We start from the raw sequence: 25,710 nt of genomic DNA on the forward strand, positions 1-25,710 counted from the left end.
CAATCATTCGGATTTTATCGATCGGCCCGGAGTGGACGAAATTCTGGCATCAGCGGTCGAGGACGTAGGCGCGCAGCCGGTCCGCGGCTTCCGCGATCTGGGCCGGATCGCGCAGGAAGCAGGCGCGCATGAAGAGCGATCCGCCTTCGCCGAAGGCCGTTCCGGGCGCGAGGCCGACGCCGGTCTTGTCGACGATGTCGAGCGCGGTACGGCGCGAGTCCGTGACGCCATCGATCTTCAGGAAGGCGTAGATCGCCCCGTCCGGCTTCAGGGTCTCAACGCGGTTGGTGGAGATCAGTGCATCGCAAAGCAGATCGCGATTGCGCCTGGCCTTGGCAACATTATCGTCGACGAAGCCGTCCCCTTCATCCAGGGCGACGACCGCGCCGCGCTGCATGAATTGCGCAACCCCGGAGGTCGAATACTGGATCAGGTTCTCGAGCACCTGGCCCATTGCCGGCGGCGCCACGATCCAGCCGACGCGCCAGCCGGTCATCGCCCAGTTCTTGGAGAAGGAATTGACGAAGAGGATGTGCTCGTCCGCCTCCATGATGTCGAGAAACGACGGCGCGCGTCCGCCGACATAGGCGTAGAGCGCATAGATCTCGTCGGCGATGATCCAGATGCTATGCTTGCGCGCCAGCGCCAGGATGGCCTTGAGATCGTCCTGCGTCGCCGTCCAGCCGGTCGGATTGGACGGGGTGTTGATGAAGAGCGCCCGTGTCTTCTCCCCGATCGCCTTCTCGAGTCGGTCGAGATCGAGCTGCCACTTGCCGTTCTCGAAGCGCAGCGGCACCGAGACCGGCCGTACGCCGGAGAGGTCCGCGGCGGCCGCGAAATTCGGCCAGGCTGGGGTCAAGAGCACTATCTCGTCGCCGGGCGAGGCGATCGCCTCGATCGCCAGCTTGATCGCCTGCATTCCCGATCCGGTGACGTAGAAATTCTCCGGCGCGAGCGTCTTCTGGAAGCGGCGCTGATAGTAGCGCACCAACGCCTCGCGCAGCGGCGGGATGCCGCGCTGCCACGTATAGAAGGTCTCGCCAGCCACCAGTGCTTCCGCCGCTGCCCGGCTGATGAATTCCGGCGTCGGAAGATCGCCCTCGCCGACCCAGAGCGGAATGAGTCCGTCGCGGCCGCGCGCATAGTTCACCACTTCGACGATGCCGCTTTCGGGCGCCGAAACTGCGCGAGGGCTGAGGTTGGTGATGTTCGTCATCGGCGGCGGGCTCCTGAATTTCCCGGCGCTTCTAGACGCTTTCGCGCCTGCGATCACGCGATTTTCTCTGACGGATTTATCGATTCCTGTGATGATTCGCTGCCGTCAGGCGCGTTGCTTCAGGATATCCCTTATTTCCGACAGGAGTCGGACATCCTCAGGCGGCGGAGCTGCCGGGGCCGGTGCCTTCTCCCGTTCCACCGAGGCGCGGATGCGGTTCACCACCTTGACCAGCAGGAAGATGATCCAGGCAAGGATCAGGAAGTTGATGAACACGGTGATGAAGCTGCCATAGGCGAAGACGGCGCCTTGCTGGCGGGCGGCGGCAAGCGTCGGCGCGGTGACGTTGGCGGAAAGCGGCAGGAAATAGTTGGAGAAATCGAAGCCGCCGCCGGTAATCGCGCCGACGACCGGCATCACGAGATCGTCGACGACCGACGTGACGATCTTGGTGAAGGCGGCGCCGATGATCACGCCGACTGCCAGGTCCATCACATTGCCGCGCGCGATAAACTCTTTGAATTCGTTCAGCATACGTCTCTCCATGATATCCCCGTCCTGGAACGGCTGGCCGCGCCTGTCCCGCGCGGCAACCGCTGGTAGGAATCTAGACGAAAGCTCGGTGCGATGGAACCGCCCTTCGAGATCAAGGTGGGCAGCGGCACGTAACACGCGACGGCCGCCCCGTCCCGTCTTGGACTTAAGACGCATAAAGCAGCCAATTCTCAATGGGATGGACTTGCCCTATGCTGCCCGTCGAGGAGTGAGGCATGCTTTCGGGTTCGGTCATTTTCGCCTCGGCCTTCGCCTATCTGCTGCTGCTCTTCGCAGTCGCAAGCTACGGCGACCGGCGGGCCAGCAGAAGCAAGATTGCCAGCAAGGGCAGGCCGCTGGTCTATGCGCTGAGCCTGGCGATCTACTGCACCTCCTGGACCTATTTCGGCGGCGTCGGGCTCGCCGCCGAGCATGGGCTCGAATTCACCGGCATCTATATCGGGCCGATCCTGATGTTCACGCTCGGCATGCCGCTGATCCGCAGGATCGTGCAGCTCGCAAAGACCGAGAAACTGACCTCGGTCGCCGACTTCGTGGCGGCGCGCTACGGCAAGAACCCGGCGGTGGCGGCGATCGTCGCGCTGATTTCGCTGGTGGGGGCCATTCCCTATATCGCCCTTCAGCTCAAGGCGGTGTCGAGCTCGGTCGCGGCGATGATCGATACCAGCGACTACGGCATCGGCGCAGGCGAGAATTTCATCGACCTGCCGCTGCTCGTCACGCTCTTCCTCGCCTGCTTCGCGATCGTCTTCGGCACGCGCCACACGGATGCGACCGAGCATCAGGACGGGCTGATCCTGGCGATCGCGATGGAATCGGTCGTCAAGCTCGTCGCCATGCTCACGGCGGGCTTCTACATCGTCTTCGTCCTGTTCGACGGGCCGGCAAGCCTGCTGGCCGCAGCCCAGCAGAGCCCCGCGGTCCTTTCCGCGCTCGAATACCAGACGCCGGTTGCGCGCTGGATCCTGCTGATCGTGCTCTCCGCCTTCGGGATCATCATGCTGCCGCGGCAGTTTCACGTCACCGTCGTCGAAAACCGCACCGACAACGAACTGCGCACCGCCGGGGTCCTGTTTCCGCTCTATCTGATCGCCATCAACCTCTTCGTTCTGCCGATCGCCATTGCCGGCATCCTGACCTTTTCAGGCTCCGGCGATGCCGATCTCTACCTCCTGGCCCTGCCGCTCGCCAGCGACGTGCCGTTGATCACGCTTCTCACCTTCATTGGCGGCTTTTCCGCCGCAACCGCGATGGTCATCGTCGCCTCGGTGGCGCTGTCGATCATGATCTCCAACGACATCGTCATGCCGGTCTTTCTGCGCCAGAGGCTCGGCACCCGCGGAACGCTGCAGGAGAGCATGGCCGGGACGCTGCTCAACATCCGCCGCACCGCGATCTTTGTCGTCCTGCTGCTCGGCTACGGCTACTATCGCTCGGCAGACATGAGCTCCGGCCTCGCCTCGCTGGGGCTGCTCTCCTTCGCCGCCATCTCGCAGATGGCGCCGGCCCTCCTCGGCGGCCTCGTCTGGCGGCAGGCAAACGCCCGCGGCGCGATTGCCGGAATGGTCAGCGGCTTCCTCGTCTGGGCCTATGTGCTGTTCCTGCCGAGCCTCGGCGGACCCGACAATTCCCACGTGGCCTCGACGATCCTGAGCTTCCTCCTGCCGTTCACGGATCTCTTCTCGGGCCCGCAATCCGACCCGCTGGTCAACGCGTCGACGCTCAGCATGCTCGTCAACGTGTCCGCCTATGTGCTCGGCTCGCTGACCCGCACGCCGAAGCCGCTCGAGCGCTTCCAGGCCGGCGTTTTCATCACCCGGCGCTCGCGCACGGAACGGGCTTTCCGCGGACGCAAGACGAAGGTGACGGTGCGCGACCTAAAGACGACGATCGCCCGCTACATGGGCGAGGAGCGCATGCAGCGATCGTTTCACACCTACGAGCAGCAATCCGGCCGCTGGCTCGACGAAAACGCCTCCGCCGACATGGCGCTCGTCCATTTTTCCGAACAATTGCTCGGCAGCGCCATTGGCTCCTCTTCGGCCCGGCTGGTGTTTTCGCTCGTGCTGCAGCGCATGGACGACACCTCATCGGACACCGCCTGGCTGCTCGACCAGGCGAGCGAGGCCCTGCAGCATAACCAGGACATGCTGCAGACGGCGCTCTCGCAGATGGACCAGGGAATCGCCGTCTTCGACAACGCCAGCAACCTGATCATCTGGAACCGCCGTTTCCGGGAACTGCTCGATCTGCCCGAGGCCGCCGGTCAGGTCGGCTTCCCGCTTGCCGACATCGTGGCGATCCTGGCGCGCCGCGGCGACATCCGCAAAGACTACGAAAAGACGCTGGTCACCAACTTCCTGACGCTCGACAAACCGTTCCTGCTGGAACTCGGCAATGGCGCCCGCATCATCGAGGTGCGGACCAACGCGATGCCCGACAAGGGAATCGTCACCACCTATACCGACATCACCCCGCGCGTGGCCGCCGACATGGCGCTGAAGCAGGCGAACGAGACGCTGGAACTGCGCGTCGCCGAACGGACGAGCGAGTTGACGCGGGTCAACAAAGAACTTGGCGAGGCGCGCGCCGCCGCAGAAGACGCCAATATTGGCAAGACCCGCTTCTTCGCAGCCGCTGGACACGACATCCTGCAGCCCCTGAACGCGGCGCGCCTCTACTCCTCATCGCTTGTCGAGCGGCTAGGTGGTTCGGACAACAGGGCGCTGGTGCAGAACATCGATTCCTCGCTCGAATCGGTGGAGGCCATTCTCGGCGCCGTGCTCGACATTTCGCGGCTCGACACAGGGGCGATGAAGCCGCGGCTGCAGGCCGTGCAGCTCGATGATCTCCTGAGGCGCATCGAGACGGACTTCGCCCCGATGGCGCGGGCGAAGGAAATCGAGTTCATCGTCATGCCGACTTCGCTCGTCGTGCGCAGCGACCCCAACCTTTTGCGGCGCGTGGTCCAGAATCTCGTCTCCAATGCGATCAAATACACGCTTGAGGGCAAGGTGCTCGTGGGGGTGCGGCGACACGGGCAGGCGGTGACGATCGAAGTGCTCGACTCCGGCATCGGCATTCCGGCGTCGAAGTTCCGCACCGTGTTCAAGGAATTCGCGCGCCTCGACGAAGGGGCGCGCACGGCCTCCGGGCTTGGCCTCGGACTCTCGATCGTCGACCGCATCTCGCGTGTCCTCAACCATCCGGTCGGCCTGCAGTCGAAGCCGGGAAAGGGGACCGGGTTCAAGGTTACCGTACCGCTCGATACAAGCACCGGCGAACCATCAAGGTCGCAGCCGGTCGTCGCGACGAAGACGAGCGACGCGCTGACCGGGCTCACCGTCGTCTGCATCGACAACGAACCGAAGATCCTCGAAGGCATGGCGCTGCTCCTCGGCGGCTGGGGCTGCACCGTCACGACGGTGGAATCGGTTGCCGCCTGCGACAAGATAGGCCCGAACGACCTGCCGGCGCGGCCCGACGCGATCGTCGCCGACTACCACCTCGACGACGGCACCGGCATCGAGGCGATCGCGTCGATCCGTGGGCTTTGGAAGGACAGTATTCCGGCGCTGATGGTGACCGCCGACCGCACGCCGGAGGTTCGCGGCGCCGCCGAGCGCGACGGCGTGTCGCTGCAGCACAAGCCGGTGCGCCCTGCCGCCTTGCGCGCCTGGCTGACGCAGCTTGCCGCAGCGGCACGGGCGGCGGCGGAGTAGCGGCGGTTTTTCTTAAATTAGCTGGTTCCTAAGCCGCCGCCACACTCCCGAGTTTTGAAAGCTGGATGACCGCCTGGGTGCGGCTGTCGACATTGAGCTTCAGCAGGATCGCCGAGACATGCGCCTTGATGGTCGCCTCGGAGACGCCGAGTTCGTAGGCGATCTGCTTGTTGAGCAGGCCCTCGGCAAGCATCGACAAGACGCGCGATTGCTGTGGCGTCAAGGTCTGCAGGCGATGCATAAGGTCGGCCACTTCCGGCTCGTATTCCTGGTTCCCGTCGTAGCCGGCCGGGACAAAGATCTCGCCGGCGATAACCTTGCCGATACCGTCGCGGATTTCCTCGATGCCGGCGGATTTTGAAAGGAAGCCGGCCGCGCCGAGATCGATGGCGCGGTGGATCGTCGCCGGATCGTCATGAGCCGAGACGATCATCACCGGCAGGCTTGGGAATTCGGCGCGCAGCGCAATCAGGCCGGAAAGGCCGCTGACGCCCGGCATGGTGAGATCCAGAAGCATCAGATCGGCATCGGGATTGTCCACCGCGGCCTTGCGAGCGGCCGCAAAATCGCCGGCCTCGACGACGGTTGGCGCGCCCGCCATGCCGCTCAGCGCCTGGCGCATCGCACCGCGGAACAGCGGATGGTCGTCAGCAATGATGATGGTCATGTCGGGCATGGTGACGCTCCCTCCCAAGAGCCTCGGATGCAGCATTGGCATGCTGCATGTTCGTTCACCGATCGGCTTCGTCCCCCACGCGCCACTCGGTGTTTGTTCAGGACACTCAGGTCTTGTCGGGCACCGGTCCACCGTCTTCGGTAGGATCGCGACCCTCAAGTTCCTTCACGATATCCATGAACTTGCGCATCATTCTTTCCATGATGCTCATGGTCCGGTCAATCTCTTCGTCGGTCGGAAGATCGGGTTTCGCGGCTGTCGCCCCGCTCTGCACGGCCTTTTCCAAGGCTTCTACCCGTTTCGTCAGAAGGTCGAGTTCCCGCTCGAAGGCGGCACGCTCGTCGGCGGCCATCCGGCAGACGAGTTCGCCGTTCTTCTCCTGGCAGAGGGTGACCTCGCCAGTCTCGGTATCGAGCCGGGCGAAGCCTGTCTCCGCCTTCTGCATGCTGAAGCGACCCGGCGCCGGTTCCTGGGCGCCAGCCATCTGGCCCCAGCCGAGAACCAAGCCGAACGCGAGCGCTGTGATTGCCTGCCTCATGACATCCTCTCCCTTGGATGCTCTGGTGATCGCTTCTTGTAGATATAGCGGCATGCGCGCGGAAAACCGCGTGCAGTTTCCTCTTCCCCGCAAATCCGCCTTCGATCTGATGCTCGGCGGTGGACATGCGGCGATATTTGCGGCAAGGCCATGGCTCGGTTTCATGACGGACGAGCGGACCAGATGAACGCTACCATATACAAGATCGTTCCGGCGCTTCTATGGCAGGAAGCGCGGCGCGCGGGGCAGTTCGCCGGCGCGCCCGTCGATCTCGCCGACGGCTTCATTCATTTCTCAACGGGCGAGCAGGTCGCGGAAACGGCGGCGCGACACTTCGAGGGACAGACGGATCTTCTCATCGTCGCCGTCAACGCAGGCGCCCTCGGCGACAAGCTCGTCTACGAGCCCTCGCGCGGCGGCGCGCTGTTTCCGCATCTCTACGGGCCACTGACGCTCGACGCGGTGTTGTGGGAAAAGCCGCTGCCGCTCGGCGCCAATGGCACGCATATTTTCCCCGAGCTCGCGCCATGACTGGACCTCTTGAACGCCTCGCCCGCCGCGGCCTGTTCCTCCTCGACCCCGAAACCGCCCATGGCGTCTCGATCAAGGCGCTGAAGAGCGGCGTCGTGCCAAGCTGTGCTGCGCCTGCCGATGCCAGGCTCAAGCAGACCATTGCTGGCCTCACTTTTCCGAATCCGCTCGGCATGGCCGCCGGCTACGACAAGAATGCCGAGGTGCCGGAGGCCCTGTTGAGACTCGGCTTCGGCTTCACCGAGATCGGCACGGTGACGCCGAAGCCGCAGCCGGGCAATGACAAGCCGCGGATTTTTAGGCTCGTCGAGGACGAGGCGGTGATCAACCGGCTCGGATTCAACAATGATGGGCACGGTGCGGCGCTGGCGCGCCTTCAGGCCTGTTCGCGCCAAGCGCTGATCGGCGTCAATATCGGCGCCAACAAGGACAGCGCCGACCGGATTGCCGACTATGTCGCCGGCATCCGCACCTTCCATGCCGTCGCCCGCTATTTCACCGCCAACATCTCCTCGCCGAACACGCCCGGCCTGCGCGACCTGCAGGCGCGCGAAAGCCTGGCGGCGCTGCTTTCGGCCGTGCTTGCCGCCCGCGACGAGGAAGCCGCGAAGGAAGGAAGACACGTTCCGGTGTTCCTGAAGATCGCCCCGGATCTCACCGAGGAAGGTATGGACGACATCGCGGCGGAGGTGCTGGCGCACGATCTCGACGGTTTGATCGTCTCCAACACGACCCTGTCGCGCGAAGGTCTCAGGGACCAGCGCCACGCCAAGGAGGCTGGCGGCCTTTCCGGCAAGCCGCTCTTCGAGAAATCGACGGCGGTGCTCGCCCGCATGCGCAAGCGCGTCGGGCCGAACCTGCCGATCATCGGGGTCGGCGGCGTCAGTTCGGCGGAGACGGCGGCGGAAAAGATCCGCGCGGGCGCCGATCTGGTACAGCTCTATTCCTGCATGGTCTATGAGGGGCCGGCGCTTCCCGGCCGAATCCTGCGCGGCCTTTCGGCGCTCTGCGATCGGGAGAAGCTTGCCTCGATCCGCGAGATCCGCGACAGCCGTCTCGACTACTGGGCCGGGCGGAAGATCTGAGCGGCCCGCCGCGGCAGCAATAGCACCAGGAACAGGCCCCGCAGCAGCAGGAACAGGTTGAGCGCCGCCCACAGGCCGTGATTGCCGAAGACCGGTACGAGAACGACGAGCGCCGCGCCATAAACGAGGAAGGCGGCGAGCATCATGTTGCGCATGTCGCGCGACCAGGTGGCGCCGATGAAGACGCCGTCCATCAGGAAGGCCATCGCGCCGGTGAGCGCCGTCAGCGCCGCCCAGGGCATATATTCATAGGCGAGCGCGCGCACATCCGGCGCCGTCGTCAAAAGATCGACGAGGATGTTGCCGAAGGCGAGGAAAAACGCCGTCGTCAATAAAGCGAGGCCGAGCGACCAAAATGCTGTCATTCTGAGCGCGCGATCGAAGGCGGGGCGATAGCCGGCGCCGATCGAGCGGCCGGTCAGCTGCTCGGCCGCATTGGCAAGGCCATCGAGATAGTAGCCGGCGACCAGAAAAATCGTCATCAACACCGCATTGGCCGCGAGCGTCACCGGGCCGAGGGACGTGCCGATCCGGGTCATCAGCGTGAAGGCGGCGAGCAGCACGAAGGAGCGGATCATGATGTCGCGGTTGAGCCCGAACAGCGCCTTTAGCCGGTCGCCGGCAAAGATCGTCGCCCAGTCCGGCGCGTCCCTCTTGTCAAACCGGCCGTAGACGATCGCGAAGCCCGCGAGCGCACCGATCAGCTCGCCCGCGACCGTGCCGATTGCAACCCCTGCCACGCCCCAGCCGAGGGCGAGTCCCAGCAAAATCGACAGCACGATGTTGGTGCCGTTGATGAGGGTCTGCAGCAGGAGGCCGATCGAGCCCTCGCCGCGACCAAGGACGAATCCGAGGATGGCGTAATTGGCGAGCGCCGCCGGACCGGAAAGAATCCGATAGAGAAAATAGGTGCTCGTGACTGCCGCCACCTCTGCGTCCGGCGCCATCAGCCACAGACCGAGTGCGAGCAGGAGCGGCGACAGCAGGACGACGGCGATGCCGCAGACGAGGGCGATCACCATCGAGCGCCAGAACACCGCCTGTTGCTCGCGCCGGTCGCCGCGGCCATAGGCCTGCGCGACGAGGCCGGTCGTCGAAGCGCGCAGAAAATTGAAGGTGGCGAAGATCAGATCGAACAGGACGGCGCCGACGGCGAGGCCGGCGAGCATCTCCGCCCGGCCGAGCCTGCCGACGACGCCGGTGTCGACGAGGCCGAGAAGCGGCGTCGTCAAAAATCCGAGCGTCATCGGCAGGGCGATCGAGAAAATCAGCCGATTGGTGACGTCGAACGGACCCGCCTCGCGGGCAAGCTTTTCACGCTCGATACTTTCCATGGCAGACATCGTCGCTACCCCGCGGCCGTCTCCGCAAGGCGATCTTGGGGAATCAACTCAGCCGGACAGCACCATGGCCCAATAGGGGCGGTTCCCGGAAGCGGTATTTTGCGCCACGGCCACGCCCAGGCCGCGATAGCCGCCGAGCATGTTTTCGAGGTGCTTTGGCGACTTGAACCAGGCTTCATAGGCCCGTTCGGGGGTGTCCTGGCCCATGGCGATGTTCTCGGCGGCGGGAAGTGTCACGCCATCGCCCTTCATCCGATCGGAAAAATCGTCGCGCCAGCCGATATTGTGCTTCATCTTGCCGGCGCGGGCCATGCGCGCGGCCTGGTGCATGGCGGCGACGGAGGCGGCCGGGTCGCGCGAAAGCGTCGAGAGCCCTCTGCCCTTGCGCAACGCGTTGACGTAGCCGAGCGTCGCCTCGGTCTGGTCGCTGCCCGTCCCGTCGTCAGCCGTGAGCAGGCCGGAGGTCGAGCAGCCGGCGACGAGCCCAAGCGAAATCACGGCACCGGCGGACAGAATGAGCCGTCTGCGGGGAAGGAAGAACTGATCCTGCATGGTTAACGCCGATAGCTCAAGAGACGGAGGATGATGAAGGCGGGAATGACCACGGCGGCGCCGAGCAAAAGGTAATCGCCGACCCGTCCCAGCGCGGCAAAGCCCGTCCGCCAGAGGTCGACGACGAAGTCGCGGATACCGTCGAGAAGGTCCATGGGGCGCCAATCGAAGACGGTCATGACGAAGCCGACGAGGATCGACACGACAACGAGCTTGACGAGCACGCGCAGCGGTGAATCGCCGAGAAATTTGTTTACGCCGTCCGACATCAGCGAAGAATTCTCCTGTTTCCCATCACATAAGCCGCTCTGCCAGCCCCCGCAAGCCGCGAGAAACGCGGTCTTTCAGATTCCGCTTGTGTTTTGTCGCGTCCGGCGCCAGAAGCGTCCGTCGCAAACCAACTGTCACCCTCATGGCCGCCCACCAGCTCTCCTCCGGCGATCTGATCGCCGATCGCCGCGCCGACTATGCAAAGATGCTCGCCGAAAGCGGCGACCACCAAGGCGCGGCTGAGCTCATGGCCCAGGCGCTGGAACTGGTGCCGAATTGGGCAGCCGGCTGGTTCCGGCTGGCGGACTATGAGGAGAAATCGGGCCGAAAAGAGGCGGCGGTCGCGGCCCTGCGCCGCACGCTTCGGCTCAACCCTCAGGACATTTACGGCGCCAGCCTGAAACTGGCCCTGCTCGGCGCCTGCGAGACGCCGGAGCAGCCGCCGAGCACCTATGTGGAGCGGCTTTTCGACGACTATGCCGAGCGGTTCGACCAGGCCCTCGTCGAGAAGCTCGCCTACAGTGTCCCGGAAAAACTCGCGGCGCTGACCGACAGGACGACCGGCGGGCAAAAATTTCGCCATGTTACCGATCTCGGCTGCGGCACCGGGCTCTTCGGCGAGCGCATCCGCGGCCGCGCCGACTTTCTCGAGGGTTTCGATCTTTCGGCCAACATGCTTGCCAAGGCAGAAGGCAAGGCACTCTATGACCGGCTGGGCCAGGCGGACCTGTCGCAGCCGCCGGAGGTTTCCGGCTTTTTCGGCGAACTCGCCGAAGCGCGCGCGGACCTCGTCAGCGCGGCGGACGTGCTGATGTATCTCGGCAATCTCGAACGCCCATTCGCCATCACGCACCGGCTGCTGGCGCCCGGCGGGCTGTTTGCCTTCTCCGTCGAGGACGCGGCGAATGGCGACGGCTTCCTGCTTCGACCATCGCTGCGCTACGCCCATTCGGAAGCCTATGTCGCCGCGCTCTGTGCAGAGTTTCAGCTCGAGATGATCGCCGTCGAACGGACGATCATTCGCATGGATGCCGGCCTGCCGATTGCCGGCATCCTGTTTGTCGCCCGCAAGTCTGCATGAATCGCAACGACGGCTTGCAAAAATAGGTCAGCGTTACTTACATATTTTTCTTGATTATCTTCATGCGCCGCAGCAAATGATGGAGCTCTTCGCGGGAGTTCGCCATGGCAGAGATGAGCAGCGTTTTCGGTCTCTGGAATACCAGCCCCACCAGGCACACGCCGCTCGAGGATGTGCAGGGCGTTTTTTCCGGCAGCCTCGTCGCCGCGCTCGGCCTCTATTTCCTCGCCAGCGCCGGACTGCTGACCGGAAGCACCGCCGGTGTCGCGTTCCTGCTGCACTACGCGACCGAGGTGAATTTCGGCCTCGCCTTCTTCCTGCTCAACCTGCCGTTCTTCTACCTGTCGCTGAAGCGCTTGGGACCAGCCTTCACCATCAAGACCTTCATTGCCATCGGACTCACCTCGTTGCTGACCGATGCGCAGTCGAGATTGTTCGAGATCGAACAGATTCATCCCGGTTGGGCAGCGCTTCTCGGCGGCCTGTTGTTGGGCTACGGCGTTCTGGCACTCTACCGCCACCGCGCCAGCCTCGGCGGCGTCGGCATCCTCGGCGTCTATCTGCAGGAGCGCTTCGGCATCCGCGCCGGTCTCGTGCAACTGGCGATCGACATGGTGGTTCTGGCCGTTGCCTTCGCGGTCACGACGCCCTGGGTCGTTCTGTGGTCGGTGCTCGGCGCGGTCGTCCTCAACCTCTTCGTGGCAATCAACCACCGCGCCGATCGATATATCGCGCTTTGAAGCTTGGTTGGCCTGCAATCTCGGGCATGACGAGGTACAGGCTTCTCTTTTGCCGCGTTTGATCTACCTTTGTTCACCGTGAACAGGATCGATTCCCCATTGCCGGAAAGCGACGTCCTGACGTTGCCGGCGCCTTTTCTGCGATGGTTCGCCGAAAAGGGCTGGAGGCCGCGCGCCCACCAGCTCGAATTGCTGTCGCGCGCCGAAGCCGGGCAAAGCACGCTGCTGATCGCGCCGACGGGCGCAGGCAAGACGCTTGCCGGATTTCTGCCGTCGCTGGTCGATCTCACGCGGCGCGGCAGGATACCGCCCGGCTCCGCCTTCGTCGGCATCCACACGCTCTATATTTCGCCGCTCAAGGCGCTCGCCGTCGATATCGAGCGCAACCTGACGAAGCCGGTCAGTGAAATGGGCCTGCCGGTCAGGATCGAGAACCGCACCGGCGACACGCCGCAGGGCAAGAGGCAGCGCCAGAAGCTCAATCCGCCCGACCTGTTGCTGACAACGCCGGAGCAGCTTGCGCTGCTCATTGCCGATGGCGAGGCTGACCGCTTCTTCAAAAACCTGCGCTATGTCGTGCTCGACGAACTGCATTCGCTCGTCACCTCGAAGCGCGGCCATCTGCTGGCCCTCGGGCTGGCGCGGCTGCGCCGCTTGGCGCCCTGCCTGCAGACGATCGGCCTTTCGGCGACGGTGGCCGAGCCGATGGAACTGCAGCGCTGGCTGGTCGGCCAGCCTCCTGGCGAGCAAAGTCATGCCGGATTGATCACCGTATCCGGCGGGGCCAAACCCGAAATCTCCATCCTTCGCGGCGAGAATCATGTGCCCTGGGCGGGGCATTCGGCCCGCTATGCGATCCCGGACGTCTATGCCGCGATCAAAGAGCACGGCACGACGCTGCTCTTCGTCAACACGCGCAGCCAGGCGGAAATGCTCTTCCAGGAGCTCTGGACGATCAACGACGACAACCTGCCGATCGCGCTCCACCACGGCTCGCTCGACGTCGCCCAGCGCCGCAAGGTGGAGGCCGCGATGGCGGAGAACCGGCTGCGCGCCGTGGTCGCCACCTCGACGCTCGATCTCGGCATCGACTGGGGCGACGTCGACCTGGTCGTCCATGTCGGCGCCCCGAAGGGGGCGAGCCGGCTGGCGCAGCGCATCGGCCGCGCCAACCACCGCATGGACGAACCGAGCCGGGCGATCCTCGTGCCGGCCAACCGCTTCGAGGTGATGGAATGCCAGGCCGCCCTCGACGCCAACTATATCGGCGCCCAGGATACGCCGCCGGTCGGCAGGGGCGCGCTCGACGTGCTAGCGCAGCATGTGCTCGGCATGGCCTGCGCCAGACCCCTCGACGCGGTCGAGCTTCATGACGAAATTACCACCGCGGCCCCCTATGCCGATCTTTCCTGGGAAACCTTCGAGCGGGTCGTCGACCTCGTTGCCACCGGCGGCTATGCGCTTCGAACCTATGAGCGCTACGCCCGCATCCGCAAGACGAAGGAAGGGCTGTGGCGGATCTCCAACCCTATGGTCGCGCAGCAATACCGGCTGAATGTCGGCACGATCGTCGAATCGCCGATGCTGAACGTGCGCATGGTGAAGAGGAATGCACGCGGCTCGCTCGGCCGCGGCGGCATGCCGCTCGGCAAGGTGGAGGAGTATTTCCTCGAAATGCTGTCGCCCGGCGACACGTTTCTCTTCTCCGGCAAGGTGCTGCGCTTCGAAGGTATCCGCGAGAACGAATGCCTCGTTTCGCAGGCCTTTTCCTTCGATCCCAAGGTGCCGACCTATGCCGGCGGCAAATTCCCGCTCTCCACCTATCTCGCAGCCCAGGTGAGAAAGATGCTCGCCGACCCGGCGCGGCGCGCCAGCCTGCCGGACCAGGTGCGCGACTGGCTGGCGCTGCAGGGCGACATTTCGATGCTGCCCGGCGAGAGCGAGTTGCTGATCGAGACCTTCCCGCGCGGCAGCCGCCACTACATGGTCAGCTACGCCTTCGAAGGACGGCTCGCCCACCAGACGCTCGGCATGCTGCTCACGCGCCGCCTCGATCGGGCCGGCCTGAAGCCGCTCGGCTTCGTCGCCACCGACTATTCGCTGGCCGTCTGGGCGCTCGACGATCTGGGCGCGGCGTTCCGGGAGCGGGCGCCATCGCTCGCCGAGCTCTTCGACGAGGACATGCTCGGCGACGATTTGGAGGCCTGGCTCAACGAATCCTTCCTGCTGAAGCGCACCTTCCGCACCTGTGCGGTGATCGCCGGGCTCATCGACCAGCGCCATCCGGGCAAGGAGAAGACCGGGCGGCAGGTCACCGTATCGGCCGATCTCATTTACGACGTATTGCGGATGCACGAGCCCGACCACATCCTGCTTGAAGCGACCCGCAACGACGCGGCCGCCGGACTTTTGGACATTGGCCGCCTCGGCTCTATGCTCAAGCGAATCAAGGGCCACATCACTCACCGCCAACTCGACCGCATCTCGCCGCTCGCCGTGCCGGTCATGCTGGAAATCGGCCGGGAATCGGTCCACGGGGAAGCGCAGGACTTCCTGCTCACGGAAGCGGCGGCCGATGAGTTGATCAACGAGGCGATGGGGATTGGGCACGGTGCAGGCGAATAGGAAAGCGGCATGAGAGAGACTCGCCGGCTAATTCGGAGTGGAGACCCCTCCCCAACCCCTCCCCACAAGGGGGAGGGGCTTCGCTGCGGCACCGACTTGCCGCTTCCCACGGCTCAACACGTAGGTAGAGCAAAGATAGTGTACGGAGGGCGCGGCAACCTAGTCCCTCCCCCTTGTGGGGAGGGGTTGGGGAGGGGTTTTGTTCTACATCCGAGAGCGTCGGGGTAACGATGCACCGGCTCCTTCACGCGACATCGGCTCCGGCGACGGGCGCCTTCTTCCAGGCCCGCACGACGATCAACGGCGTTAGCGGCATCTGCGATCCGCTCGGCGGCCTCTTTCTGCCCGACAGCGGGACATTGGTCGTCTCCGACCTCCACCTCGAAAAAGGCTCCGCCTTCGCCAGGCGCGGGATGATGCTGCCGCCCTATGACACGCTCGCGACGTTGCGCATCCTGGAGGCGATCATTCTTCGCCATGATCCCGCAACGGTGATCAGCCTCGGCGATAATTTCCACGACCGCGCCGGATCGGCAGCGATGCCGGAGACCTTCCGCCAGATGATCGCGGCAATGGCGCACGGGCGCGACTGGATCTGGATCAATGGCAACCACGATCCCGACGGCGCCTCGGGGCTGCCCGGCGCGTCGATGGACGAGCTTCGTCATGCCGGCCTGGTCTTCCGCCACGAGCCGTCTCTGGCAGACGGGCTCGGCGAAGTCGCCGGCCACCTGCATCCCTCGGCGACCGTCCGACGCCGGGAAAGATCGGTCCGGCGCGCCTGTTTCGCAACCGACGGCAAGCGGCTGCTGATGCCCGCCTTCGGCGTGACCACCGGCGGGCTGGATCTGCGGCACCGCGCCATGACCGGCCTTTTCGACCGGCAGCAGCTCGTCGCCCATCTGATGGGCCGCGACCGGATCTATTCGGTGCGCTTTGCCAACCTCTTGGGGTAGAGCGGGATGAAGGTTTCCGCCCCGCATCCGCTCTATCTATAGGAACCGAATCAGAAAGCGTTGAAGGTGAGCGTCGTCAGCGAACGGGAAATGCCCGGAACGGTGGCGATGTTGTCGTTGATGTACTTGCCGATGTCCTGGCCTTCCTCGACATAGATCTTCAAGAGCAGGTCATAATCACCGCTCGTCGAATACATCTCCGAGACGATCTCCTTGCGGTAGATCTCGTCGGCGACCTCGTAGGTGCGGCCGGGCGCGCATTGCAGTTGCACGAAAATCGGTTTCATCGGGGTTTTCCTCTGCTTCCGGGAAGTATGGCGGCCTCCCGATCACGCGCACCGTTCCCAGCCCGGGACCAGACGGGCGGTGCTGATTCAATCTTCTCCTTAAACCACCACGGCACAAAAGAGAACGTGCCCGCAATGCGACCGCCCGGGCTCCATTCCGCATCAATCCTTGCGGAAGAGCAGGCTCGCGCCCCATCCGGTGATCACCGCCAGAGTCACCGCAAAAAGGCCGTAGATCACCGGCTGCTCGTGCGCGGCGCGGGTAATCGCCTGTTCGAGCCCGGTTTTCACCACCCTCAGCGGCAACGCCTTGGCGGCGACGAAGAGGCCCTCGCGGAAGAGATAGGCGCGCACCACATGGACGCCGTTCGGGACATTGGCCGGCAGGCGGACGGATGCCTTGAACAGGCTCGAACTGATGAACTGCACGCCGCCGGGATCGCGCTGGTAGACGCCACTTTCTTCGCGGATGCGGCGGAAGGCGTTGCGGAACTCGCCGAGGCTGCTGCCGTCGCCGATGAAGCCGAGCGGCACCAGCCGCATGTGATCGACGCCGATGCCCATATTGGCGATGTCGCGCGGCGGTGCGATCGTCGCGATATCGCGCGTGCTCGACAGCGAATAGGCTTCGGGAACGAGCTCGAAGGTCATCGAGTGGGTGTTGACCCAGATGCCGAAGACGCGCTCCTTCTTGCGCACCGTCGCATTGTCCTTTGGCCCTTCGAGCACGACGATGATGTTGTACTTGCCCTGGGCGAGAAGGTTGGCGTCGAAGCCGTCGATAGCGCCGAAGATCGTCAGGTCGGCGCCGCGAAAGTCGGAGGTGATGGAGATTTCGTCCGTCGAGATGCCGATCTCGAGCTTCTCGGGGAAGTTGCCGACCTCACGCTCCAGAGACTGTGCCGATGCCGGCGCGGCGGCCGAAAGCGCGAGCGCAAGCAGAACGAGACGGGCGAGCGCGCGCATCAGAAGCCGAACCCCGCTGAAACGACCGAATAGATGTCCTTCGGCGGAATGATGAGCTCGATCGACAGGCGAACGCCGACGGCAAGGACGAGCAGCGCCAGCAGCGCCCGCAATTGTTCGCCACGCAGCCGCTGGCCGACGCGCACGCCGTATTGGGCGCCGATGACGCCGGCGATCATCAGCACGAAGGCCAGCACGATATCGACCGTATAGTTGGTCGAGGCCTGGACGATGACCGTATAGGCGGAGACGAAGACGATCTGGAACAGCGAGGTCCCGACGACGACGCTGGTCGGGATGCGCAGGAGATAGATCATCGCCGGCACCATGATGAAGCCGCCGCCGACGCCCATGACCGATGTCAGGATGCCGATGCAGAAGCCGAGCGTGGCAACCGGGATGACGCTCAGATAGATCTTCGACTTCTTGAAGCGCATCTTCAGCGGCAGCCCGTGGATCCAGTTGTGCTGACCGGGTCGGCGCAATTGCGTGGGCTGGTTCTTGGCGGCCTTGCGCATGGCAATGATGCTCTCCCAGAGCATCAAACCGCCGACCGAACCAAGCAAGACGACATAGAGCAGCGAAATGACGAGATCGAGCTGGCCGATGCGGCGCAGCACCGAGAAGAGCCAGACGCCGACGGTCGCTCCGACGAGACCGCCGCAGAGCAGCACCGTGCCGAGCTTGATGTCGATCGTGCCGCGGCGGAAATGGGTGATCGCACCGGAGATCGACGAGGCAACCACCTGGTTCGCGCCGGTCGCCACCGCCACCACCGGCGGAATATTGTAGAAGATCAAGAGCGGCGTGATCAGAAAGCCGCCGCCGACACCGAACATGCCCGACAGAAAACCGACGGCCGCGCCCATGCCGAGAATGATGAATATGTTCACCGACAATTCTGCAATGGGGAGATAGACCGTCACGGCCGAACCTCGATGTAACAACGGACCCGCAAGGCGGATGAAAATTGCAACCGCACAACTCCTAACCGGAAACGATTTAGGAATCGTGCAACGCTTTGAATTATTCGCACCCCCACCTTGGAGGGAGGCGCTGCGGGATGCTTCGAAGTGGCAAGAACATCACGAGCGGGATTTTTCGGCTACTGCATGATTCCTCTAATCGAGACCGATTTAAGGAAAAATCATGCAGCATTTCAAAGTGCTACAGCGACCCTTGCGCGTCCAATTGGACGCGCGCCGCTGTAGTCGCCTGCGTCTTCAAACGGACGGCACACGACGCCTTCGCTCATGCGCCCTCGGGCGGGAGCTGTCAACCTTTTCAGGGACATGGCGGGCAGTTTTCAGCGGGTGCCGCTAGCATCTTCGGTTTTGCAGAGGCCAAGATGCAGCAGGACGGTCGCCCGGTCCGCCATTACGAATTGCGCTTCAAGAGTTCCTTCACCAGCCCGTCGGTGATCTCGCCGGTCGGCTCGTGGCCGATCGACTTCTGGAACGCCTTGATCGCGGCGACCGTCTTCTTGCCCATCTGTCCGTCGGGGGCGCCCGCGTCGAAGCCATTATTGTTGAGAATGGCCTGGATGTTGCGCACGGCCTTCGTCATGTCGACCGACGCCGTCTTCGTCGAAGGGCCGACCCAGGCGTCGGGCACGTCGACCGTATTCGCGCCGGCGTCGACCGGCTGCATCTTCCAGGCTTCGACCTTCGCCTTGGCGCTCGAGAGTTCATCGGGCTTCATCGCCTTGGCGATCTCGTCGCGCTTTTCACCCGCGTCCTTGTCGCCGTCGCGCGCAGCGATCGCGAACCATTTGTAGGATTCCCCAAGGCTCTGATCGACGCCGTTGCCGCGGGCGTAGAGCACGGCCAGATTGAATTGGCTGTCGCGGACCCCGAGATTGGCGGCTTTCTCGAACCATTTCGCCGCCGCGGCAAGATCAGGCGCACCGTCGCGACCGCTGGCGAGCATGACCGCGAGATTGTGGGTCGCACTGGCGTTACCCGCCTCGGCAGCCTTCTGATAGAGGGCCTTGGCCTTGGACGCGTCGCGCGTAACCCCCGCCCCCTTCTCGTAGAGATTAGCAAGCCGGTATCCGGCCGGCACGACGCCGGCATCGGCCGCGCGCTGATACCATCTGGCAGCCTCGGCGAGATCTTCCTTCACCCCGCGTCCCTCGGTGAAGCGGGTGCCGATCTCGTAATAGGCGAGAGGATCGCCGCCCTTCGCCGCCGTCACCAGCGCCGGGGGGCCAAAGCCTTCCGGCAGGACGATTTCGCTCGCCTTGACCGGTGCAAAACTCGCGACCGTCAGCGCGCCTGTGGTCGTCGGCTGGAACGTCGAGACCGGACCGGTCGGCGCCGGCTCGGCTGCCGGCTGCAGCAGCGGCGCCGCTGCCGGAACGGCTGCGGCAGGTTCGTCGGCCCCCGCTACGGGTGCCTTTGCCGATATCGTCTCGACCGGAGCCGCAACCGACTGTGCCGCGGGTGCCGTTACCGCGACTGCGGCAGATGCCGGCTCGGCCGCTTCCTCGACGGTGGCCTTCGGCGCAATTTCCACTTCCGCCTTGCGTTCGACCGCCGAGACGGGCTTGCCGTTCTCAGCGTCCCTTCCCTTCAGCATCGTGCTGACCAGCGGATAGGACATGATCGCCAGCAATACGGCGCCGACCGCCATCAGGATCGGGCGACGATGACGGGCAAAGGCACCGCCGCCGGACGAAGGGAGCCTGTCCCTGGCGCCTTTCAGCGAATCGGCTTCCTCGACGGCCATTTGCGCCGCACGGCGAGCCGCGGCGATGAAGTCCGCCTTTTCGCCGCCGGCAGCCGGCTCGCCGCCGCGGGCCATTTGTCCGGCACGCACCCGTTCGAGGATCTTCTTGACGTCCGGCACGCCCGAGCCCGGCTCGAGCAACTGGTTGGCGTCTTCCGGCGCAAGCATTTCCGACGGGTCGATCGAAGGCGCCGGCTCGACCATCTGGCGCGCCTTAACGGTCGCCGTCTCGCCACGCTTGGCGGAGAAACGCCGAGTAAGACCGGCCAGCAGGCCGGCTTTTGCTGCGGGAGGATCTGCCCGCGGTTCATCCCGCTCGACGATCGAAACATCGACGGAGGAGGACAATTCGGCGGCAACCGGGCTTGCGACAACGACGTCGGCTTTGGACTCGGTCACCGATCCGTCCTGCTGAAGTTCTGCGTGCCGCTGATCGGCTGCGTCGAAAAACTCCGGCTGCACTGCTTTCGGCATCGCCGGTACGTCATGCGAGGCATTCCGTGCTCCGGCACTCGGCTCCCGTTCTTCGAGCCGTTCCAGTTTCTCGGCGATGTGGATGAGCGTGTCGTGCAGGGCCTCGAACGTACGCGCCGTGCGTTCTTCGCTCGAACGGCTAAGATCTTCAAGCGTCCGAAGGTCGTCGGCGAGCGCCGAGATCGCGGCCATGTCGGCGCCGGCTGCCGTCTGCGGCATGCCGTTCCTGGCATAGGCTTCCATCACCGCTTCGGCGGCCTGTCGGGCGGCTTCGATGATATATTCGTCGCTGGTCGCCAGATAGTCTTCGAGCGCCGTCATGCGGCTTTCGAACTCCACCGGTGCAGCGGCGGCCGGCTCCTGGCGCGACTGACTGACGAGCGCCGAGAGGGTGCTGATCTGGGCTTCGAGATTGCGCAGCGCGTCGCGATCGTCAAAGGGCGCGGCTTGTGTCTCTTCCAGGCGCTGGGCGATGTCGGCAAGCCGGTCTTCGAGCCGCTCGAAGCGCATGTCGGGCACGGGCGATTCGGCATGCCCGTCCAGCTCGTCGATGCGGCGGGCGAGATAGTCGAGCCGTTCCGCCAGCGCGTCGTTGACGCTGCCCTGGTCCAGGGCCTCGATCCTGCGCGAAATATCGGCGAGATAGCCCGCCAGTTCCGGCGCCGCATTGCGCTGGCTGCGCTCGAGCAGCGTCGAAAGCTGGTCAAGCCGTTCCTCGAGCCGAGCCGCAGCCCTTTCGCCGGCAAGATCTTCGACACGCGCCGTCAGCGCTTCGATCCGTGCGCCGAGACCGGCGTCCACCGGGCGGGCAAGGTTGTCGATCTGGTGCGACAGATCGCCGAGACGGCTTTCCAGCCGGTTGACGAAGGCATTGTCGAGGCTCGCGGCATTGCGGCCGGCGGCGACCGCCCGGCCGATTTCATCGAGCCTATGATCGAGCTCGGCGAACTGCGAAACGAACCGGTCGTCCGGCTCTATCTGGCGCCCGAGCATCTCGATCGCCCGGGCCACCGCAACGAGCTTGTCTTCCAGCACATCGACCACCGGGGCCTGGTTCAGCGTGCCGATCTGCGACTTGATTTCGTCAAGACGGTAGGCGAGCGCCACGAGTTCGTCGTCGCGGCTCTGGTCGAAGGCGTTCAGCCGATCCTCGACGCCGGTCCAGCGACTTTCCATGCGCCGCATGCTATCTTCGCGCGCCAGCCCATCGATCATCGTCCGAAGGTCGTCAAACTCGACGCGGAGCGCGTCCGCCTGCGCGGACGGCGCCTGGCGGCCGAGCTGATTGATGCTGTCGGCAAGCCTCTGCAGATCGGCCCTGATATCGGCAGCGTAGCCGCTGTCTTCGGAGGCCTCCGCCTTGATGCCGCGGATTTCGGAACGAAGGGCGTGCATTTCGCGAGCAAGCCCATCACTGATGTCGCGCTTCAGATCCTGCCTCAAGCCGACGAGAGCCTCGGCGATATCGGCTGCGGCGGACGGGCGCGACGACGGGGCGGGCGCGGGCTGGGCGGGCTGATATTGCGGCTCTTCCGCAAGGCGCACGGGAGCGGAGCGAGCTGCTTCCCGCGCCGCAATTCGCTCGCGCAACGGCGATCGCTCGCGTGCGGCGCTGAGCGCGCGCTGGCGTTCGAGGATTTCCGAGACGGCGGTGCTCGCCGGTGCAGTCGGACGCTCCGGCTGGCGCTGCTCGCGGCTGACGCTGCTCATCAGGCCCTCGATGCGCGCCTCGAGGCCTTCGATGGTTCGGTTGAGGGCATCGAGCGACGGCCTGTCGCCATAGGACGGGTTGCTTGTGCGCTGAGGATTGGATCGTGACCCGTTCATTGTCTCTTCGCCCCTGTCGCCGACGATCGTGGAAGCCGCGGAAGGGCGCTGACCCCGTTCCTCTTCAGCGGCCGATGCGAGCAAAGCCACACTACGCGAGCTTGCGGTTGCAGCTTTGACCATCTCACAGCCGACAATTCATTAAACGTGGTAAACAAGCCGTTAATCCCTGCGATTTTTTAACGATTTATCCATCCGGACCGGTCCTAATCTTCGGCGGAGGGGCGTTTGGGACCGGCAACAACCTCGCTGCCAGAATTTTGCGATGCGCCATTTTTTGACGTTTACGCAAACGTCAAAATTTTGTAGCATCCTGCCAACGATGCGACACCGATCCCTTCGGCTCGCGCTCAGGACAGCAAAAATCGGGCAGGCGGCGGCGCGGCCCGAGGGGACATCAAGGCGAGGAAAGAATGCCCATCTACAAGGCTCCGGTCGACGACACCCTGTTCATCCTCAACGACGTGCTCGGTATCGAGCGCTACCACAACCTGCCGGGCTTTGCCGATGCGACGCCGGACATGGTGGCGGCGATCGTCGGCGAGGCCGCCAGGCTCGCCGAGGAAGAACTCTTCCCGATCAATCTTTCCGGCGACCAGGAGGGCTGCAAGCGCCGCGACGACGGCTCCATCAGCGTGCCGAAGGGCTTCAAGGAAGCCTATGACCTCTATCGCGAGGGCGGCTGGCTCGGTCTTGCCGTGCCGGAGGAGTTCGGCGGCCAAGGCCTGCCCTACACGCTGCACACCGCCGTCGGCGAATACATGTCCTCCGCCAACATGGCGCTGATGATGTATCCCGGCCTGACGCAGGGCGCCATCGCCGCGATCATCGAGCATGGTTCGGATGAACAGAAGCGGACCTACCTGCCGAAGATGGTGCAAGGCACCTGGACCGGGACGATGAACCTGACCGAGCCGCATTGCGGCACCGATCTCGGCCTGTTGCGCACCAAGGCCGTGCCGAACGGCGACGGATCGTACAGGATATCCGGGCAGAAGATCTTCATCTCCGCCGGCGAGCACGACATGGCGGAGAACATCATCCACCTGGTGCTTGCCCGCATCGAGGGCGCGCCGGAAGGCGTCAAGGGCATCTCGCTCTTCATCGTGCCGAAGTTCACGCTCGATGGCAGCGGCGAGCCGGGCGAGCGCAATGGCGTTTCCTGCGGCGCGATCGAACACAAGATGGGCATTCACGGCAACTCCACCTGCGTCATGAACTACGACGAGGCGACCGGCTATCTGATCGGCACGGAAAACAAGGGCCTCAACGCCATGTTCGTGATGATGAACGAGGCGCGTCTCGGCGTCGGCATGCAAGGACTGTCGATCGCCGAGATCGCCTACCAGAACGCCGTCAATTATGCGCGCGAACGCATCCAGGGCCGCTCGCTTTCCGGCCCGAAGGCACCGGACAAGAAGGCCGATCCGATCATCGTCCACCCGGACATTCGCCGCACGCTGATGACCATCAAGGCCTTCACCGAGGCCGGCCGCGCCTTCACGCTCTGGACGGCGCTGAAATCCGACATCGCCCATCGCTCCGACAACGCCGAGGAGCGGCAGACCGCCGACGACATGCTCGGACTGATGACGCCGATCCTGAAGGGCGTTCTGACCGACAAGGGCTTCGACCATGCGGTGATGGCGCAGCAGGTGTTCGGCGGCCACGGCTATATCGAAGAGCACGGCATGAGCCAGTATGTCCGCGACGCCCGCATTGCGATGATCTACGAGGGCGCGAACGGCATCCAGGCGCTCGACCTCGTCGGCCGCAAGCTCGCAATCAATGGCGGCCGCGCCGTCATGGCGCTGTTCAAGGAGATCGGCGACTTCTGCGAGGAGAACCGCGGCGACGAAAGTCTCTCCGGCTACACCAAGGCCCTGAAGAAGGGGCTGAACGACCTGCAGGCGGCCACCATGTGGTTCATGCAGAATGCCATGGCCAAGCCCGACAATGCCGGCGCCGGCTCGACCGACTACATGCATCTCTTTGGCCTCGTCGTGCTCGGCTACATGTGGGCGAAGATCGCCAAGGCGGCGGAGGAGAAGCTTGCAGCGGGGGAAACCGCGCAGGCGGACTATCTGAAGAACAAGCTGATCACCGCCAAGTTCTTCATGGAACGCATCCTGCCGGAAACGGCGCTGCGCAAGGCCCGTATCGAAACCGGCGCCGACACGCTGATGGCGCTGGACGCCGCCGCGTTCTGATTTCAGAGTGGAGAATGGGGAACGGACTGCGTGGCGGCTTTCCGCCCGCACTCCGCTCCAATCGATAATGCGCGGCCCGACCAGGCGCCGACGAAAGGGAGATGAGACATGACGAAAGTCTTCGTTTACGACCACGTGCGCACACCGCGCGGCCGTGGCAAGAAGGACGGATCGCTGCACGAAGTGCCGTCCGTCCGGCTCGCCGCCAAGGTGCTCGAGGCGGTCCGCGACCGCAACGGGCTCGACACGTCGACCGTCGACGACATCGTCATGGGTTGCGTCGATCCGGTGATGGATGCAGGCTCGGTGATCCCGAAGGCCGCCGCCTTCGAGGCGGGCTACTCGACGCGCGCCCCCGGCATGCAGATCTCCCGCTTCTGCGCCTCCGGCCTCGACGCCGTCAATTTCGGCGCGGCCAAGATCGCCCAAGGGGCGGACGACATCGTCATTGCCGGCGGCGTCGAATCGATGTCGCGCGTCGGCCTCGGCATGTCCGGCGGCTCCTGGTTCATGGATCCCTCCGTCAGCCTGCCGGCCTATTTCATGCCGCAGGGCGTCTCGGCCGACCTGATCGCCACCAAATACGGCTTCTCGCGCGATGACGTCGACGCCTATGCGGTCGAAAGCCAGAAGCGCGCTGCGCATGCCTGGGAGAAGGGCTACTTCAAGAACTCGATCGTGCCGGTCAAGGACCAGAACGGCCTGACGATCCTCGACCGCGACGAGCATATGCGCCCCGGCACCGACATGCAGGCGCTCGCCTCGCTCAACCCGTCCTTCCAGATGCCCGGCGAGATGGGCGGCTTCGAGGCCGTCGCCATCCAGGCGCATCCGGAAATCGAACGGATCAACTATGTCCATCATGCCGGCAATTCCTCCGGCATCGTCGACGGTGCTGCGGCGGTGCTGCTCGGCTCGAAGGCCGGCGGTGAATCCATGGGGCTGAAGCCGCGCGCCCGCATCCGCGCCTTCGCCAATGTCGGCTCCGATCCGGCGCTGATGCTGACCGGTCCGGTCGACGTCACGGAAAAGCTGCTGAAGCGCGCTGACATGAAGCTTTCGGACATCGACCTTTTCGAGCTCAACGAGGCCTTTGCCGCCGTCGTGCTGCGCTTCATGCAGGCCTTCGACATTGACCACGATCGCATCAACGTCAATGGCGGCGCGATCGCCATGGGCCATCCGCTCGGCGCGACCGGCGCGATGATCCTCGGCACCGTGCTCGACGAGCTCGAACGCCGCGACCTCAACACGGCTCTGGTGACGCTCTGCATCGGCGCCGGCATGGGCACTGCCACGATCATCGAACGCGTCTGATCCGATCCC

The 25,710-nt window shown here is 64.4% G+C and carries 20 protein-coding genes; 9 read left to right on the forward strand and 11 right to left on the reverse strand.

What is annotated here, in order from left to right:
* Positions 1 to 49: 49 nt before the first annotated feature.
* A complete protein-coding gene (locus RHIBR816_RS0102220) occupies positions 50 to 1,216 on the reverse strand; it encodes a pyridoxal phosphate-dependent aminotransferase (protein ID WP_018234901.1) in 1,167 nt (388 codons plus the stop codon).
* Positions 1,217 to 1,321: 105 nt separating this feature from the next.
* The gene (gene mscL / locus RHIBR816_RS0102225) at positions 1,322 to 1,750 is read right to left on the reverse strand and encodes a large conductance mechanosensitive channel protein MscL (RefSeq protein ID WP_018234902.1); all 429 of its coding nucleotides are present in this window, start codon (positions 1,748 to 1,750) and stop codon (positions 1,322 to 1,324) included.
* Positions 1,751 to 1,986: 236 nt separating this feature from the next.
* On the opposite strand from mscL, the gene RHIBR816_RS0102230 reads away from it, so the two are divergent.
* A complete protein-coding gene (locus RHIBR816_RS0102230) occupies positions 1,987 to 5,493 on the forward strand; it encodes a PAS domain-containing hybrid sensor histidine kinase/response regulator (protein ID WP_018234903.1) in 3,507 nt (1,168 codons plus the stop codon).
* Between the two features lie 28 nt (positions 5,494 to 5,521).
* On the opposite strand, the gene RHIBR816_RS0102235 is transcribed toward RHIBR816_RS0102230, so the two are convergent.
* Together RHIBR816_RS0102235 and RHIBR816_RS0102240 are read right to left on the reverse strand one after the other, a co-directional pair.
* Complete coding sequence (locus RHIBR816_RS0102235) at positions 5,522 to 6,169, reverse strand: response regulator transcription factor (protein WP_026186559.1); 648 nt, start codon at positions 6,167 to 6,169, stop codon at positions 5,522 to 5,524.
* Between the two features lie 106 nt (positions 6,170 to 6,275).
* Positions 6,276 to 6,707 (reverse strand): hypothetical protein, encoded by a 432-nt coding sequence (locus RHIBR816_RS0102240; protein WP_026186560.1) that lies wholly within the window; start codon positions 6,705 to 6,707, stop codon positions 6,276 to 6,278.
* A 183-nt stretch (positions 6,708 to 6,890) separates the two neighbouring features.
* On the opposite strand from RHIBR816_RS0102240, the gene RHIBR816_RS0102250 reads away from it, so the two are divergent.
* A complete protein-coding gene (locus tag RHIBR816_RS0102250) occupies positions 6,891 to 7,238 on the forward strand; it encodes a DUF952 domain-containing protein (protein WP_018234907.1) in 348 nt (115 codons plus the stop codon).
* Complete coding sequence (locus tag RHIBR816_RS0102255) at positions 7,235 to 8,323, forward strand: quinone-dependent dihydroorotate dehydrogenase (RefSeq protein ID WP_018234908.1); 1,089 nt, start codon at positions 7,235 to 7,237, stop codon at positions 8,321 to 8,323. Before RHIBR816_RS0102250 ends, RHIBR816_RS0102255 begins: the two co-directional genes overlap by 4 nt.
* Here the strand turns inward: RHIBR816_RS0102255 and RHIBR816_RS0102260 are convergent.
* From RHIBR816_RS0102260 to RHIBR816_RS0102270, 3 genes are read right to left on the reverse strand one after another with little or no spacing between them, the layout of a single operon-like run.
* Complete coding sequence (locus RHIBR816_RS0102260; protein ID WP_026186561.1) at positions 8,299 to 9,666, reverse strand: MATE family efflux transporter; 1,368 nt, start codon at positions 9,664 to 9,666, stop codon at positions 8,299 to 8,301. The genes RHIBR816_RS0102255 and RHIBR816_RS0102260 overlap by 25 nt on opposite strands.
* A 48-nt stretch (positions 9,667 to 9,714) precedes the next feature.
* Positions 9,715 to 10,218 carry a CAP domain-containing protein gene (locus RHIBR816_RS0102265; RefSeq protein ID WP_018234910.1) on the reverse strand — a complete coding sequence of 168 codons (504 nt, stop codon included), beginning with the start codon at positions 10,216 to 10,218 and terminating at the stop codon, positions 9,715 to 9,717.
* Positions 10,219 to 10,220: 2 nt separating this feature from the next.
* On the reverse strand, positions 10,221 to 10,487 hold the full coding sequence (locus RHIBR816_RS0102270) for a DUF6460 domain-containing protein (protein ID WP_018234911.1): 267 nt from the start codon (positions 10,485 to 10,487) through the stop codon (positions 10,221 to 10,223).
* A gap of 143 nt (positions 10,488 to 10,630) precedes the next feature.
* Here RHIBR816_RS0102270 and RHIBR816_RS0102275 point away from each other — a divergent pair, with 143 nt between their 5' ends.
* The 4 genes from RHIBR816_RS0102275 to pdeM all read left to right on the forward strand — a co-directional run bounded on the left by RHIBR816_RS0102275 (position 10,631) and on the right by pdeM (position 15,890).
* Complete coding sequence (locus RHIBR816_RS0102275) at positions 10,631 to 11,569, forward strand: class I SAM-dependent methyltransferase (protein WP_018234912.1); 939 nt, start codon at positions 10,631 to 10,633, stop codon at positions 11,567 to 11,569.
* A gap of 104 nt (positions 11,570 to 11,673) precedes the next feature.
* Positions 11,674 to 12,309, forward strand: a complete 636-nt coding sequence (locus tag RHIBR816_RS0102280) for a YitT family protein (RefSeq protein WP_018234913.1) — start codon at positions 11,674 to 11,676, stop codon at positions 12,307 to 12,309.
* A 69-nt stretch (positions 12,310 to 12,378) separates the two neighbouring features.
* Positions 12,379 to 14,934, forward strand: coding sequence for a ligase-associated DNA damage response DEXH box helicase (locus tag RHIBR816_RS0102285; RefSeq protein WP_018234914.1), 2,556 nt, complete (start codon positions 12,379 to 12,381; stop codon positions 14,932 to 14,934).
* Between the two features lie 230 nt (positions 14,935 to 15,164).
* Positions 15,165 to 15,890: a ligase-associated DNA damage response endonuclease PdeM gene (gene pdeM / locus RHIBR816_RS0102290; RefSeq protein WP_018234915.1), complete on the forward strand. Its 726-nt coding sequence runs from the start codon at positions 15,165 to 15,167 to the stop codon at positions 15,888 to 15,890.
* Positions 15,891 to 15,940: 50 nt separating this feature from the next.
* On the opposite strand, the gene RHIBR816_RS0102295 is transcribed toward pdeM, so the two are convergent.
* The 4 genes from RHIBR816_RS0102295 to RHIBR816_RS0102310 form a co-directional block, all read right to left on the reverse strand.
* On the reverse strand, positions 15,941 to 16,177 hold the full coding sequence (locus RHIBR816_RS0102295; RefSeq protein WP_018234916.1) for an Lrp/AsnC ligand binding domain-containing protein: 237 nt from the start codon (positions 16,175 to 16,177) through the stop codon (positions 15,941 to 15,943).
* A gap of 162 nt (positions 16,178 to 16,339) precedes the next feature.
* Positions 16,340 to 17,143, reverse strand: a complete 804-nt coding sequence (locus tag RHIBR816_RS0102300) for a TIGR02186 family protein (RefSeq protein ID WP_018234917.1) — start codon at positions 17,141 to 17,143, stop codon at positions 16,340 to 16,342.
* Positions 17,143 to 18,069, reverse strand: coding sequence for a sulfite exporter TauE/SafE family protein (locus RHIBR816_RS0102305; protein ID WP_018234918.1), 927 nt, complete (start codon positions 18,067 to 18,069; stop codon positions 17,143 to 17,145). The genes RHIBR816_RS0102300 and RHIBR816_RS0102305 overlap by 1 nt, the downstream gene beginning before the upstream one ends.
* 451 nt (positions 18,070 to 18,520) lie before the next feature.
* Positions 18,521 to 22,174: a peptidoglycan-binding protein gene (locus tag RHIBR816_RS0102310; protein ID WP_026186562.1), complete on the reverse strand. Its 3,654-nt coding sequence runs from the start codon at positions 22,172 to 22,174 to the stop codon at positions 18,521 to 18,523.
* 413 nt (positions 22,175 to 22,587) lie between these two features.
* Between RHIBR816_RS0102310 and RHIBR816_RS0102315 the strand changes: the two genes are divergently transcribed.
* Positions 22,588 to 24,384 carry an acyl-CoA dehydrogenase gene (locus tag RHIBR816_RS0102315; protein ID WP_018234920.1) on the forward strand — a complete coding sequence of 599 codons (1,797 nt, stop codon included), beginning with the start codon at positions 22,588 to 22,590 and terminating at the stop codon, positions 24,382 to 24,384.
* Positions 24,385 to 24,492: 108 nt separating this feature from the next.
* Positions 24,493 to 25,701 carry an acetyl-CoA C-acetyltransferase gene (locus RHIBR816_RS0102320; protein WP_018234921.1) on the forward strand — a complete coding sequence of 403 codons (1,209 nt, stop codon included), beginning with the start codon at positions 24,493 to 24,495 and terminating at the stop codon, positions 25,699 to 25,701.
* Positions 25,702 to 25,710 lie beyond the last annotated feature (9 nt).

The organism is Ensifer sp. BR816 (genome assembly GCF_000378985.1).
Lineage (GTDB): Bacteria > Pseudomonadota > Alphaproteobacteria > Rhizobiales > Rhizobiaceae > Sinorhizobium.